This window comes from Mesorhizobium sp. B2-5-13, assembly GCF_006440535.1.
GTDB lineage: Bacteria > Pseudomonadota > Alphaproteobacteria > Rhizobiales > Rhizobiaceae > Mesorhizobium > Mesorhizobium salmacidum.
In genome coordinates this window covers 422277-434572 of sequence record NZ_VFUI01000001.1, presented here as the reverse complement: position 1 = coordinate 434572, position 12296 = coordinate 422277, and the positions used below count along the sequence as shown (strand labels likewise).

Below are 12296 nucleotides of genomic sequence, written 5' to 3'. Positions count from 1 at the left end.
CGGCTTACCGCGAATCAACCAGCGTGATCGTCGGCGATCGGCTTCTGATAGGTGAAGCCCATGTCCCAGGGAAAATAGATCCAGGTGTCCTGGCTGACCTCGGTGACGAAAGTATCGACCAGCGGCCGGCCCTTGGGCTTGGCGTAGACGGTCGCGAAATGGGCCTTGGGCATCATTGCGCGCACGATGCCGGCGGTCTTGCCGGTGTCGGTCAGGTCGTCGATGATCAGCACGCCGGCGCCATCGTCGGCCAGCAAGGCCGGCGTGATCTCCTTCAGCACCTGCAATTGTCCCTGGCTGGTGTAGTCGTGATAGGAGGCGACACAGACCGTCTCGATGACGCGGATGCCGAGTTCGCGCGAGATGATAGCCGCCGGGACCAGGCCACCGCGCGTGATGCAGACGATAGCCTTCCATTGACCCTTGCTTGCGCCGGCAAGCCGCCAGGCAAGTGCGCGGGCGTCGCGATGGAACTGGTCCCAGGAGACCGGGAAAGCTTTTTCGGGAAGGGACATGTCTCGCGCACTCCGCGGCACGCGACAGCCGCGTGCAAGAAAACAGGGGAATGCGCGCGGAATTAACTGGAAACCCCACGGCTTGGCAAGGGTGGCTGGTAGCGATCGCTGTGGACTTACCGCGACAGGAAGGCTGCTACCTGTGCCGTGCGCAGCACCGTGCGCGTCACCCCGCCGAACAGAAGCTGGCGCAGCCAGGAGTGGCTGTAGGCGCCAAGCACCAGCAGATCGGCGCCGGTCTCGGCGATCCTGTTCTGGATCATGTCGTCGACCGAAGTGCCGCCCGATTTCTGCACCGAGACGCTGACGGTGGCGCCGTGGCGCGACAGCGCGGAGGCGATTTCGGCGCCCGCGGCCTCCGGGCTTTCGTCGAGCGTATCGGGCGGGTCGATGACCAGTATGTCGGTTTTCTCGGCCTCGATGATGAAGGGCAGGGCATCGAAGGCGGCGCGGGCAGCCTCCTTGCTGCCGTTCCAGGCGAGCAGAACGCGTTTGAAGGTGGTGACGAGAGGGCCGGCATGCGGCACCACCAGCACCGGCCGGCCGGCATCGTAGACCAGCGTATCAACGTCTGCGCTAGGATCGCCGTCGGTCTCGCGTTGGGCGGCGATGATGAGGTCGGCGGCGCGCACGTTTGAAATGCCGGTCAGCGCGCTGTCGCCGGAGAAGCTCTCCAGGCTGCGCCATTCGAAGGAAAGGCCGGAATCCTCGATGCGCCTCAGAAAGAAAGCCTGGAGTTTTTCGGCCCGCTCCCGGTTCATGTCGGCGGAAACCTGCAGGAACTCCGTATCGGGAAAACCCGTCGCCGAAGTGTAGGGCACCGGGAGCGCCTCGGCATGGATGCCGATCAGATGGCTTTCGAAGCGGCTGGCAAGCGGAATGGCGCAGTCGAGCACCCGCTCGGCGTCCTGCTCGTTCTGCAGAATGGCAACGATGGTCTTGAAACGCATGATGGTCCCTCAATCTTGCGAGTGATGGGTCGCGGCAGGAAAACGTTACAGCGTCGGCCTTGGTTCCGGTTTGCGCCGGATCAGCTCGCCTTGCTGGCGAAGCCGGCCACCATGGCCTCGACATCGGCGCGCGCGGCTTCAAGCGCATCCGCGCTGCGGGCACGAACCACCAGTTCGGTCCAGAACTTGCCATCGCCATATTTAGGGTAGGAGCCGATGATCGTATCCGGATTCGCTTTCTGGATCTCACCCAACGGCCCGCCGACAAGACCCTCGCCGAACGGACAGTGCACCGTGGCCGACAGCATTTTCGTGCCGGTCTTCAGCGTCGGGACGACATTGTCGAGCATGGCCTGGAAGATCGACGGCACGCCGGCCATGACATGGACGTTGCCAATGCGGAATCCGGGGGCCACGGACACCGGGTTGTCGATATGGTCGGCGCCGCGCGGCATTCGCGCCATGCGCTTGCGAGCCTCCGTGTATTCGATGCCGCGTGCGGCATAGCTCGCCTCCAGCAGGGCATAGGCCTTGGCATCGTATTCACAGGGCACGCCGAATGCCTTGGCGATCGAATCGGCCGTGATGTCGTCATGCGTCGGGCCGATGCCGCCGGTGGTGAACACATAGGTATAGCGTGTGCGCACGGCATTCACCGCCGCGACGATCTCGTCTTCCTCGTCGGGAACAATGCGCACCTCTTTCAGGTCGATGCCGACCGCCGTCATGATATCGGCAAGGTGGCCGACGTTCTTGTCCTTGGTGCGGCCGGACAGAATCTCATCGCCGATGACAAGCATGGCGGCAGTGACGATTTCAGGCATGGAAGGCTCCGGCAGACGGGCCGTCTGAATAGCGCGGCCGACGGGCGGCGGCAATGCCCGCCAGATGGCGAACGTTCCCGACTACATGGTCGCCGGCGGCGGGTGGCTGGGGCTGCGGCCGGCGCATTTCCATGCGACTTCGACCGATGTCGTCGCGGTCGAACAGGATCTCGGCGGCGTCGAGCAGCGTTACGGCGAGATTGTTATGCCGGCCGGCATCCTGTTCGGCAGCGCCGACCGCGTCATCGGCATGGCCATCCACGGCGAACCGATGCGCGACAGGATCGGCGGGCTCGATTTCGAGGCGGTCGACGGCCTTGGCCACATGCCGCAATTCGCCGCGCCTGAACAAGTCGTCGCCTTCATCGAGCGCATCGCGGCGCGCGCTTTTGTCGCCCCGGCATCACCGCCACTTCACGAGAATTTCAGGGAACCGTTCGGCTGACTGTTGTGTTTTCACCCTGTCGCACCCAAGACGACCAAAGTAGAAACGGAGTAACTAATATGTATGTAAAACTTCTAGCCGCATCCGCTCTGACGATTGGTCTCGCCACATCGGCCATGGCTCAGTCGTCAGAACCGACATATACCAACCACAGCTGGTGGCTGTTCGGCAACAATGACGAGACAACTGTCGATCCAAGCACCACAGGAAGCATCAACGCCTACGGCTCGGGGCTGAGCACGCAAGGCCATACTGGAGGTATCGGCCCATGTGCTCACAACACGCCTGGTCCCGACGCCAATTCCGGGCAGAGCGTCAACGATCGGTACTGCGGCAAGTGATTCGGCCACAGCGCGCCGGCTGGCCGCGGATGGTTCTGCTGGATCAATCCGAGATTTCAGTCTGAGGCCGGTCGCGGCCGTCGGCCAGTTCCTCGTGCCATTTGCCCTCGGCGTCCTCATACTGGATACCGTCGGTGGAACCCGCCACTTGTTGCTCGGCCGAAGCGATCTCGGCGGCGCGCAACGCATCCTGATGGGTGGGAAATGTCTCCGAGAAGGTTGAGCCGACCTTGTAGGCCCAGCCACCGTCGTGCTCGACGATCTTGTAAGTAAGCTTCGCCATCAAAACCTCCAGTTAAAGGTCCGCCTGCTCAATGCAACCGGTCGTCGGGCAGCTTATCGTCAGGCACCAGGACTTCCGATTCCCTGGCGGCCTCGATCAGTGCCCGGCGCGCTTCCGCTGTCGAACGATAACCTTCCAGCACTTTGAGGCAAGTGTCGAGAGCATCACGATGACGGGGGCCGCGATTGAGCGGCCACACAGTCATCAGGCACTCCGCCGCCTCCTGGGTCGAGCGGATATGGCGATATTTGCCGACGTGGCCAAGCTCGACCACGACAGGCGTTTCAAAAGGTTTGTTGTCCATCATGGCCGCAACGCAAAGCAGCCAATTTGGTTGCAAAAATGGCCTTTGGTCTGCGCCCAAAAGTCGCGTCGCCTCCGTAACGCGCACTGGATGATTGGCGTCTCAGTAACCGCAGTTGTTGCGCAGCCAACGTGCATTCGCCCAGCCGGTGCCGCCGCCGATTTCGACCTGGTACCAGTTGCCGCGCCGGTCGAAGATCTCGGTATGGTCGCCGTTGAACAATTGCCCGATCATCTGCGATGACGAGTTCGGCCGTGTGCGCACGGCCAGAAAGCCGCTGCCGGTCGCCAGATTGTAGCGGCCGGAGAGGCCGTGCACCGTACCCTCGCAATATTGCGCGACGGTCGGCGTCGAAGCACCGAGCCAAAACCCGACCACAGCCATAAGTGCTGCAGCCGACAAGAGTGCCCTGAACGACATGATTATCTCCCAAGCCGGCCGCGCCCGCCGCAGCCTGACCAGCGTAACAGGTTGCGGCCAGAATTGAAGCGGGTCGTCGGCGAACGGTCCGGGATCACAAGCAGGAGTGCGCCGGGATCGGGAGATGAGCGATCAGCCGGCGGCCTTCATCCAGTGTTGCATCGTCGTCACCGAGCGGGCGAGCTGCGGTGCCGGATGAATTTTTTCACTGAAGGTGGCGGCCGCACGCCATCCCCAGCGCGGATCGGCGAGGAAGGCGCGTGCCAGCGCCACCATGTCGGCGCGGCCTTCGGCTATAACAGCCTCGGCCTGTCTCGGGTCGTCGATCAGGCCTACCGCACGGGTCGGAATGCCGGCGCCCTTGCGTACGGCTTCAGCCAGATGCACCTGATAGCCCGGCCCGGTGGGCAATTTCTGCAACGGCGAATTGCCGCCGCTCGAGCAGCAGAGGTAGGCGATGCCTTCGGCCTTCAGCACTTTCGCCACCTCGATCGCGTCCTCGACGTCAAAGCCGCCATCGACCCAGTCCTTCACCGACAGCCGTGCGCCGAGCATCAGCTTTGGCGCTGCTTTCTTCACCGCCCTGGCGATCTCGACGACAAGACGCATCCGGTTTTCCAGCGAGCCGCCCCAGCGATCCGTGCGCTGGTTGGACAGCGGCGACAGGAACTGGAAGATCAGGTAGCCGTGCGCCGCGTGCAGTTCGATGAAGTCGAAGCCGGCGCGTTCGGCCCGCCTGGCGGCTTCCGCGAACCGCCCGATGAGCTGCAGGATTTCCTCGTCCTCCAGGGCGTGCGGCACGTTCCAGCCGGTGTCGTAGGCGATGGCCGAGGCCGAGACGGTCTGCCAGGGATCCTCATTTGGCTGCAATGGGCCGCCACCTTCCCAAGGCTTGCGGTTCGAGGCCTTGCGGCCGGCGTGCGCCAGCTGCGTGCCGAACTTGGTGCCGGGTGCGGCCACGCGCCGAGCCGCGTCCAGCGCGCGGCGCGCGGCGGCCTCATTGTCTTCGGAATAGAGGCCGAGGCAGCCATGGCTGATGCGTCCGCGCCGCTCGACATCGGTCATCTCCACCGTGACCATGCCGGCGCCGGACATGGCCAGATTCATCCAGTGGTAAAGATGCCAATCGCTGGCCGAGCCGTCCTCGGCGGAATACTGGCACATCGGCGCCACGGCGATGCGGTTGGGCAAGGTGAGCCCATCGAGTGTGATCGGCTGGAAAAGCGATGTCGTCATGAACAAACTCCGGGAGGGGAATGCGCTATTTAGGCAATGGCACCCTTCCATACCACACACGAGACAGTGAAGGGTGCTGGACCAATCGCTGGCCCGATTGCGCCTGTACCGGTTCGCGGCTACGCCTGCCTCCGCCAGCAAGCATCGAGGTGTCAGATGGAAGACCGCATTCGTATCCGCTCGGAAGAGATTCTTTCCAACGACTGGGCAGTCCTGAAGAAGACCGTGCTCGACTACCGCCGGCGTGACGGCCAATGGGAGACGCAGATTCGCCAGACTTATGATCGCGGCGACGGCGCGGTGATCCTGCCCTATGACCCCCGGCGTTCGACCGTGCTTCTGGTGCGTCAGTTCCGCTATCCCGCCTATGTCACCGGCCACCGCGAACCGCTGATCGAGGCCTGTGCCGGGCTGCTGGACGAAAACGATCCGGAGACCGCCATCCGCAAGGAAGCCGAGGAAGAACTGGGTTACCGGTTGAACAAGATCGAGCGGCTGTTTTCGCCTTACATGAGTCCCGGCAGCGTGACCGAGCGGCTCTGGTTCTTCATCGCGCGCTATTCGCCCGCCGACCGCATCTCGGCCGGTGGCGGCGCACCCGACGAAGGCGAGGACATCGAGGTCCTGGAAATGCCGCTCGACGAAGCGCTGGCCGGCATCGCCGATGGCCGCATCATCGATGCCAAGACCATCATCCTGATCCAGCATCTGAAGCTGAACCCGATGGCGGCTTGATCAGAGGCCGAGGGATTCCAATTCAGCCCGCATGATCCAACAGGCGGGTGGTTGCTGCGTCATGATGATGTTCGGAATTAACGCGATCGATGCCTTCGACGGTGATGGCGAACGTCCCGTTTTCTGTTCTGGCTATCCAGCCCTTCGCTTTTAGATACCAGAGGTGAAACTCGAGGTGCTCACGCGGACAGCCTGACATTCGTTCGAGCTCATCGTCGCCAATGCCAGGATTGTTGACGTCCTGTCGGCGTTTTACATAAAGCAGTGAGAGCACTTTGGCTTGAAAGGCCGAATCGCGATCGAGGTTGTTGCTGTTGCTCGCCTGATCGGTCAGCTCGGCCCGGAGGTTCAAATGGGCCTTGTACTGGATATCGTATTGCGCACGCTTGACCGGATCCTTGAGCGTGTTGTGAGCCTCCAGGATATCGCTGAAGCGTGATTCGTTGCCGGTGACCTGGTTGTCGGGGTGGTAGCGCATGGCAAAGTGACGAAAAATGCGCTCTATCGTTTCCGAATTTGCATTCGGACTGATTTCCAGCATCTCATAGAAGTCAACGAACATACCTGGTTCCCCATGCCATGCATTTTCGGCTGTCTCTGCCGCACTGTCAGTGACAACCTTGGCGATGACTATAGAGTATATATTTCACGATTTAATAATATGACGAGCGTACAAAGGACAGGCACAGGATTTAAGCGAAAAAGTCGGACCTTTGCGTCCTGAGCCGCAGACTTTAGTCTGGGAGCATTTCGCTCGTCGGAGGCGGCTTGCATGACTGATAAACCTTCTGACCCTCCGGTAGAGCGTCGAACGCACCTGCGTGAGGTGGTTTTGAAGGACGCGTTCATAATCACGCAGGACGGCGAAATAGGCTGCGCCGTCAGAAATCAGCATGAGCACGGCGCCGAGTTGCGTGTCGCCGCGGGGGCAAAAGTGCCAGATAACTTCCGGCTGCGCGTACCGTTGGACGGCGCGACCTATCGAGCGGAAGTGCGGTGGAGAAAAGGCGAGCGGCTAGGCATCCAGATCCACGGCAATTTCTCGCTGAAGATCAGATGATAAGGGGAGGCCGCCCTGATATTCAGGGGCACGCCCAGGCGCCGCGTTGGGGTGGGTTTCGTGGTCCCAGCATCCCGGCCCGCTCTCTTCGATCGTGACCTTATCGCCAATCGCTTGCCTATATATTAGAGCAAGCGCATATTCTTCGGGGAGCAATGGGCGGGGGAGCTAAGAATGTGCAGCACCTGTGATGGTACAGGGGTCGGCCGGAGGGAGTTCCTCAAAGTCGGCGCGGGACTCGTTGCGTTTGGCCTTGGTGGGGCCACGTGGTCGGCGCGCGCGGCCCAAGGCGCGGCGACCCCATTGAGCCTCGATGAAGCGCTCGCTGCGCTAAAATCCGGCAACGAAAGCTACGTCAGTCACCCGGAACTCTGCTCGATCGATCTGGCCGCGCAGCGGAACGCTGTCGCCGCACACCAGGCGCCCTGGGCCACCATCATCAGTTGCGCCGACAGTCGCGTTCCTCCGGAGCTGATCTTCGGCGGTCACGGCGTTGGAGAACTGTTCGTCGCCCGCAATGCCGGCAACCTCGTCGACACTGCGACGCTCGGTACGGTTGAATACGGGGCAGCGGTGCTCGGCTCACCCTTGATCGTCGTTCTTGCTCACACAAACTGCGGCGCCGTCAAGGCGGCGTGCGACGTGGTCACCAAGAACGCGACCTATCCTGGCGCGATCGGCCCGATGATCGAACCGATCCTGCCCGCGGCGATAGCAATGCGGAGCGAAGCGGGTGATTTCGTCGACAACACCGCCAAGGAGAGCGCGCGGAGGACCGCGAGGCGCCTAGCCGCCTCGAGCAAGGTGCTGGCCGGCCTCATCAAGGCGGGGAAGCTGAAGATAGTCGCGGCGATCTATGATCTGCAAACGGGTGCGGTGACTTACATCGAATGACACACCCGTCATCGAGATCGAAGGCTCTGGGGCCTCGATGCGTCGGCGTCTGGCTTGGCTTGCCTTCCGGGGGCGGTGACGGCCACCTATCTCGGCTACAAGGGGCGCGGCAGGCGTTAGGCAGGGCGCAAGGACGCGCCGGAATAGTGATGGCGGTCATCAACTGACGCCTTGCCATTGCCAATCGGAATGAGCGGCATGCGCGAAGCTTTCATCGCAATGGTAATCTTCCTATGCCTGACGGTAGCCGCGCTCGCCAGCACGGCGATATGGCCAAAATTGCCGGCCAAACATCGTGACGACGACACGAACACCGTGGTTCGGCACGCCGCGAACCTGTTCGGGGTCATGACCTCGCTGATGCTCGGCCTGATGATCAACTCGGCCAGGAACACCTTCGAATCGATCGACCGCAACGTGCACGCCTATGCGACCGAATTGATCCTTCTCGACAGGACCTTGCGCCAATATGGCCCGCAAACCGACACGGTACGCCAGCCGCTGGTCGTCTATGTGCAGCGGGTAGCGGGTGATTCTTCGCCCACCAGCGAGACGCTGGTCGCCGCCAACCGGCTCTCTGAGCAGTTGCTGGCGGAAATCGGCACCCGGCTGAGTGCGCTGGCGCCGACCGACGATGCGCATGGCTTCATTGTGCAGGACGCCCGCCAGCATTTGCAGAAAGTGCTGGAGTTGCGCTGGGTGCTGATCGAGCAGTCGGAGGGCACGATCCCGGTGCCTCTGATCACGCTCCTGGTCACCTGGCTGGTGCTGATCTTCGCCAGCTTCGGCTTCAGGGCGCCACGCAATACGATCACCATTTCGACCTACGCGGCATCGGCGGCTTTGGTTGCCGGGGCGATCTACCTGATCTTCGACATGGACGTGGCTTTCTCCGGCCCGATCCAGATTTCAATGGCCCCGATGGAGAGGGCGCTGTCCGAGTTACAGCAGTGATCCGCAGCCGGTGGCCACGCCGGTTATATGACGTTGCGGCGGTTCACACAGAAAAATCAACCAAACTTGAAGCCTTTTGCTGGTGCGGTCGACGGGAATCGAACCCGTACGATCAGAGATCGAGGGATTTTTTTAAGTCTCTTTGGCGCACTGGTGTGGGCGACGGGACTTGAACCCGTAAGTGTTTGAAGCACCGGCAGATTTTAAGTCTGCTGCGTATACCAGTTCCGCCACGCCCACCTCCCACATAGTGGGAAATCCCGCAGTTCTCCCACATGGTCGAGCTTAGGATTTGCCGTTGACTACCACGAGCTTAGGAGCAGCGCCACCTTGTAGGACAGCGAGGTTGTCCAGCAGATGGTTTGTTCTGCGGTGCCCGAACGCGCAATCCAGAGGAGGTCGCGTAACGATACTGGCGCGATCACGGAATTATCCGCGCCGCGGGCGAGGGTAAATATCTGGGCGGCGGACTTGATCCGCCATGGCCGGCGCCTCTCAGGCCCAACCCATCCCCCCGCCCACTTGGGAGCGCCGGCCGCCCCCACATCCGGCAAGACAGGTCTGCGCGCTGCTTGTCCAGCAACGACGCCGGTGGCCATGTTCAGAACTTGTAGCTGAGATTGATGCCGACCGTGTTCAGTTTCACGCTCTGATCGCGGTCGTTGAAGGGGGCCGGCGCCTCATGGTTCTCTGAGCCGAAATCGTAATAGCGATATTGCGCGCCGACGACGAACTTGTCGGTCAGCGCGTAGTCGACGCCCGCGCCCACGGTCCAACCGACATTTGTGCGCGTGTTGTCAAACCCTGGCCCCGAGGTCTGCGACGTCTCGATGTCGGCAAAGGCTATGCCGCCGATGCCGTAGACCAGCAGGCGGTCCATGGCGAAGCCGGCCTTGGCGTTGACCGAGCCGAACCACTTGATTTCGGCGCCGAATGTGTCTCCCAGGACCGATTGCGCCGTGCCGTCGACCGAGGAATAGTTGAGGTCCGCCTCGGCGCCCAGCACGGCCTGATCGAACTGCCAGAGGCCGGCGACATGCCCGCCGACGAATCCGCCGTCGACGTCGGGCGTGATGGAAAACGGCGCGCCTTCCGTTGTGGTGATCTCGGAGCGGCCCCAGCCATATCCCGCCTGCAGGCCGGCATAGTAGCCGGTCCAGTCGAAGCCAGGCGCGGTCATCGGCACGTCGACTGTCGCGTCGGCAGCGAAAGCCGGCACGGACAGGACTGCAAGAAGACCGGCACTTGCGACCAGGCGATGCATCGAACCCGCCGAGAAGAGTCAAATATCCTTGATCGGAACATAACCTGATCTGCGGCAAAACGGAATCGGATTTCTGCAAAGGTGGTTAGGGCGAGGTCGAGCGCATCGCCGAGCGGATTTCAGCCGGCAACGCCAAGGTCGAAGTCGACCTGAAACCCGAGTAATCCGGCAATCTCCAGGCAAATCCTTTCTTCCTCGCTGGCCAAAACGCCGTCGGCTTGGCACAGTCGGGCAAACAGGAGTCTTTGATGGCCACGAAGCCGCCCGCCCGCGCGACGAAACCCAAACCGTGGACCGAAATGGCGACCGATCTGGTCGATGTCGCGATGGGCCGCAAACCCGCCGATCTCGTCATCCGCAACGGGCGCTGGGTGAACGTCCATTCGGGCGAGATCATCGCCGGCACCGACATCGCCATCTCAGGCGGTCGCTTCGCCTATTGCGGGCCGAATGCCGGCCACACGATCGGGCAGGGCACCAAGGTGGTCGACGCGGGCGGACGCTATCTCGTGCCCGGCCTTTGCGACGCGCACATGCATGTCGAGAGCGGCATGGTGACGGTCACCGAATTCTGCCGCGCCGTCATCCCGCACGGAACCACCTCGATGTTCATCGATCCGCACGAGATCGCCAATGTGCTGGGCCTGCCGGGCGTGCGGCTGATGCATGACGAGGCCGTGGCCATGCCCATCAACGTGCATGTGCAGATGCCGTCCTGCGTGCCCTCGGCGCCTGGGCTCGAACATGCCGGCGCCGAACTGACGGTCGCCGATGTCGCGGAAGCGATGGGCTGGGAAAACATCATCGGACTTGGCGAGGTGATGAATTTCCCGGGCGTCGCCGCCAACGATCCGGTGATGTCGGGCGAGATCGCCGCGACGGTCAAAGCCGGCAAGACGGTTGGCGGGCATTATGCCTCGCGCGATCTTGGTCTGCCGTTCCACGGCTATGTCGCCGGCGGACCCGAGGATGACCACGAGGGCACGCGCGCCGAGGACGCAATCGCCCGCGTACGCCAGGGCATGAAGGCAATGCTGCGGCTGGGCTCTGCCTGGTACGACGTTGCCTCGCAGATCAAGGCGGTGACGGAAAGCGGCATCGATCCGCGCAACTTCATCCTGTGCACCGACGACAGCCATTCCGGCACGCTGGTGCATGAGGGACACATGGACCGGGTGGTGCACCACGCCATCAGCCAAGGTCTGAAGCCGGTGACCGCGATCCAGATGGCAACGCTCAACACCGCCCTTCATTTCAAGCTGGAACGTGAGATCGGTTCGATCGCGCCCGGGCGGCTGGCCGACCTGCTGATCGTCTCCGATCTCACCCAGATGAGCATCGACGAGGTCTATGCGCGTGGCGTCAGGCTGGCCAAGGGCGGCAAGCTCGACATCGATATCCCGGCCTATGATTATCCGAAGACGGCGAAGAACACCGTCAAATTGGGCAAGAAGCTGAAGGCCGGCGATTTCGATATCGCGGCACCCAAGGGCGCCAACGAAGTGCGGGTGCGGGTGATCGGTGTCATCGAGAACCAGGCACCCACGCGCGCGCTGGAGGCCGATCTGCCAGTCGAGGATGGGCTGGTCGCCATGGATCGCCGCAACGACATTTGCCAGATCGCGCTGGTCGAGCGGCACAGGGGCACGGGTGCCGTCACCAATGCCTTCGTCTCCGGTTTCGGCTACATGGCCGACTGCGCCATGGCCTCCAGCGTGGCCCATGACGCCCATCACATCATCTGCGTTGGCACCAACAAGCCGGATATGGCGCTGGCCGTGAACCGGCTGGGGGAAGTCGGCGGGGGGGTTGTGCTGTTCTCCAAGGGCAAGGAATTGGCGCTGGTCGAAATGGCGATCGCCGGGCTGATGTCGGACGAGCGCGCCGAGATCGTCGCTGCCAAGGCTGAGAAACTGACCGAGGCAATGCGCAAGATGGGCTGTTCCCTGAACAACGCCTACATGCAGCACTCGCTGCTGGCGCTGGTGGTAATTCCGGAGTTGAGAATTTCCGACGTCGGGCTGATCGACGTAACGACGTTCCAGAAAGTCGATCTATTCGTCTGAAACCA

Annotated in this window: 16 protein-coding genes and 1 tRNA gene; 7 read left to right on the top strand and 10 right to left on the bottom strand. The window is 62.2% G+C overall.

Going from position 1 to position 12296, the window contains the following annotated elements:
• Positions 1–14 precede the first annotated feature (14 nt).
• The 3 genes from gpt to FJ434_RS02155 form a co-directional block, all read right to left on the bottom strand.
• Positions 15–515 (bottom strand): xanthine phosphoribosyltransferase, encoded by a 501-nt coding sequence (gene gpt / locus FJ434_RS02165; protein ID WP_027145490.1) that lies wholly within the window; start codon positions 513–515, stop codon positions 15–17.
• 116 nt (positions 516–631) lie between these two features.
• Entirely contained in the window at positions 632–1465 is an 834-nt protein-coding gene (locus tag FJ434_RS02160) for a universal stress protein (RefSeq protein ID WP_140506279.1), read from the bottom strand.
• Positions 1466–1545: 80 nt separating this feature from the next.
• Positions 1546–2289: a competence/damage-inducible protein A gene (locus FJ434_RS02155; RefSeq protein ID WP_140749735.1), complete on the bottom strand. Its 744-nt coding sequence runs from the start codon at positions 2287–2289 to the stop codon at positions 1546–1548.
• Between the two features lie 64 nt (positions 2290–2353).
• Here FJ434_RS02155 and FJ434_RS02150 point away from each other — a divergent pair, with 64 nt between their 5' ends.
• Positions 2354–2734, top strand: a complete 381-nt coding sequence (locus FJ434_RS02150) for a hypothetical protein (RefSeq protein ID WP_246678316.1) — start codon at positions 2354–2356, stop codon at positions 2732–2734.
• A gap of 59 nt (positions 2735–2793) precedes the next feature.
• The gene (locus tag FJ434_RS02145; protein ID WP_140749738.1) at positions 2794–3075 is read left to right on the top strand and encodes a hypothetical protein; all 282 of its coding nucleotides are present in this window, start codon (positions 2794–2796) and stop codon (positions 3073–3075) included.
• A 43-nt stretch (positions 3076–3118) separates the two neighbouring features.
• Here the strand turns inward: FJ434_RS02145 and FJ434_RS02140 are convergent, their stop codons facing one another.
• From FJ434_RS02140 to FJ434_RS02125, 4 genes are all read right to left on the bottom strand, one after another.
• Positions 3119–3358, bottom strand: a complete 240-nt coding sequence (locus tag FJ434_RS02140) for a DUF2188 domain-containing protein (protein ID WP_027145493.1) — start codon at positions 3356–3358, stop codon at positions 3119–3121.
• 28 nt (positions 3359–3386) lie between these two features.
• On the bottom strand, positions 3387–3665 hold the full coding sequence (locus FJ434_RS02135; protein WP_032935880.1) for a DUF982 domain-containing protein: 279 nt from the start codon (positions 3663–3665) through the stop codon (positions 3387–3389).
• 99 nt (positions 3666–3764) lie between these two features.
• Positions 3765–4082: an SH3 domain-containing protein gene (locus tag FJ434_RS02130; protein WP_140715005.1), complete on the bottom strand. Its 318-nt coding sequence runs from the start codon at positions 4080–4082 to the stop codon at positions 3765–3767.
• A 132-nt stretch (positions 4083–4214) separates the two neighbouring features.
• Positions 4215–5318 carry an NADH:flavin oxidoreductase/NADH oxidase gene (locus tag FJ434_RS02125; protein ID WP_140715003.1) on the bottom strand — a complete coding sequence of 368 codons (1104 nt, stop codon included), beginning with the start codon at positions 5316–5318 and terminating at the stop codon, positions 4215–4217.
• A 156-nt stretch (positions 5319–5474) separates the two neighbouring features.
• Between FJ434_RS02125 and FJ434_RS02120 the strand changes: the two genes are divergently transcribed.
• The gene (locus FJ434_RS02120) at positions 5475–6053 is read left to right on the top strand and encodes an NUDIX domain-containing protein (RefSeq protein ID WP_027145497.1); all 579 of its coding nucleotides are present in this window, start codon (positions 5475–5477) and stop codon (positions 6051–6053) included.
• 22 nt (positions 6054–6075) lie between these two features.
• On the opposite strand, the gene FJ434_RS02115 is transcribed toward FJ434_RS02120, so the two are convergent.
• Positions 6076–6615 (bottom strand): J domain-containing protein, encoded by a 540-nt coding sequence (locus FJ434_RS02115; RefSeq protein WP_140749741.1) that lies wholly within the window; start codon positions 6613–6615, stop codon positions 6076–6078.
• Positions 6616–6825: 210 nt separating this feature from the next.
• On the opposite strand from FJ434_RS02115, the gene FJ434_RS02110 reads away from it, so the two are divergent.
• From FJ434_RS02110 to FJ434_RS02100, 3 genes are all read left to right on the top strand, one after another.
• Complete coding sequence (locus tag FJ434_RS02110) at positions 6826–7113, top strand: PilZ domain-containing protein (RefSeq protein ID WP_027145499.1); 288 nt, start codon at positions 6826–6828, stop codon at positions 7111–7113.
• 174 nt (positions 7114–7287) lie between these two features.
• Positions 7288–8007: a carbonic anhydrase gene (locus FJ434_RS02105; protein WP_140506267.1), complete on the top strand. Its 720-nt coding sequence runs from the start codon at positions 7288–7290 to the stop codon at positions 8005–8007.
• 198 nt (positions 8008–8205) lie between these two features.
• Entirely contained in the window at positions 8206–8961 is a 756-nt protein-coding gene (locus FJ434_RS02100; RefSeq protein WP_140714997.1) for a DUF4239 domain-containing protein, read from the top strand.
• Between the two features lie 151 nt (positions 8962–9112).
• On the opposite strand, the gene FJ434_RS02095 is transcribed toward FJ434_RS02100, so the two are convergent.
• Together FJ434_RS02095 and FJ434_RS02090 are read right to left on the bottom strand one after the other, a co-directional pair.
• Positions 9113–9201: transfer RNA gene (locus FJ434_RS02095), tRNA-Leu, on the bottom strand.
• 361 nt (positions 9202–9562) lie between these two features.
• Positions 9563–10225, bottom strand: a complete 663-nt coding sequence (locus tag FJ434_RS02090; protein ID WP_140503478.1) for an outer membrane protein — start codon at positions 10223–10225, stop codon at positions 9563–9565.
• Positions 10226–10473: 248 nt separating this feature from the next.
• Between FJ434_RS02090 and ade the strand changes: the two genes are divergently transcribed.
• Positions 10474–12291 (top strand): adenine deaminase, encoded by a 1818-nt coding sequence (ade, locus tag FJ434_RS02085; RefSeq protein ID WP_140752375.1) that lies wholly within the window; start codon positions 10474–10476, stop codon positions 12289–12291.
• The last annotated feature ends 5 nt before the right edge of the window (positions 12292–12296 follow it).

Excerpts from the sequence above, each read along its gene's own strand:
- gpt (WP_027145490.1), bottom strand. The coding sequence starts at position 515 with ATGTCCCTTCCCGAAAAAGCTTTCCCGGTCTCCTGGGACCAGTTCCAT.
- FJ434_RS02160 (WP_140506279.1), bottom strand. The coding sequence starts at position 1,465 with ATGCGTTTCAAGACCATCGTTGCCATTCTGCAGAACGAGCAGGACGCC.
- FJ434_RS02155 (WP_140749735.1), bottom strand. The coding sequence starts at position 2,289 with ATGCCTGAAATCGTCACTGCCGCCATGCTTGTCATCGGCGATGAGATT.
- FJ434_RS02150 (WP_246678316.1), top strand. The coding sequence starts at position 2,354 with ATGGCGAACGTTCCCGACTACATGGTCGCCGGCGGCGGGTGGCTGGGG.
- FJ434_RS02145 (WP_140749738.1), top strand. The coding sequence starts at position 2,794 with ATGTATGTAAAACTTCTAGCCGCATCCGCTCTGACGATTGGTCTCGCC.
- FJ434_RS02140 (WP_027145493.1), bottom strand. The coding sequence starts at position 3,358 with ATGGCGAAGCTTACTTACAAGATCGTCGAGCACGACGGTGGCTGGGCC.
- FJ434_RS02135 (WP_032935880.1), bottom strand. The coding sequence starts at position 3,665 with ATGATGGACAACAAACCTTTTGAAACGCCTGTCGTGGTCGAGCTTGGC.
- FJ434_RS02130 (WP_140715005.1), bottom strand. The coding sequence starts at position 4,082 with ATGTCGTTCAGGGCACTCTTGTCGGCTGCAGCACTTATGGCTGTGGTC.
- FJ434_RS02125 (WP_140715003.1), bottom strand. The coding sequence starts at position 5,318 with ATGACGACATCGCTTTTCCAGCCGATCACACTCGATGGGCTCACCTTG.
- FJ434_RS02120 (WP_027145497.1), top strand. The coding sequence starts at position 5,475 with ATGGAAGACCGCATTCGTATCCGCTCGGAAGAGATTCTTTCCAACGAC.
- FJ434_RS02115 (WP_140749741.1), bottom strand. The coding sequence starts at position 6,615 with ATGTTCGTTGACTTCTATGAGATGCTGGAAATCAGTCCGAATGCAAAT.
- FJ434_RS02110 (WP_027145499.1), top strand. The coding sequence starts at position 6,826 with ATGACTGATAAACCTTCTGACCCTCCGGTAGAGCGTCGAACGCACCTG.
- FJ434_RS02105 (WP_140506267.1), top strand. The coding sequence starts at position 7,288 with ATGTGCAGCACCTGTGATGGTACAGGGGTCGGCCGGAGGGAGTTCCTC.
- FJ434_RS02100 (WP_140714997.1), top strand. The coding sequence starts at position 8,206 with ATGCGCGAAGCTTTCATCGCAATGGTAATCTTCCTATGCCTGACGGTA.
- FJ434_RS02090 (WP_140503478.1), bottom strand. The coding sequence starts at position 10,225 with ATGCATCGCCTGGTCGCAAGTGCCGGTCTTCTTGCAGTCCTGTCCGTG.
- ade (WP_140752375.1), top strand. The coding sequence starts at position 10,474 with ATGGCCACGAAGCCGCCCGCCCGCGCGACGAAACCCAAACCGTGGACC.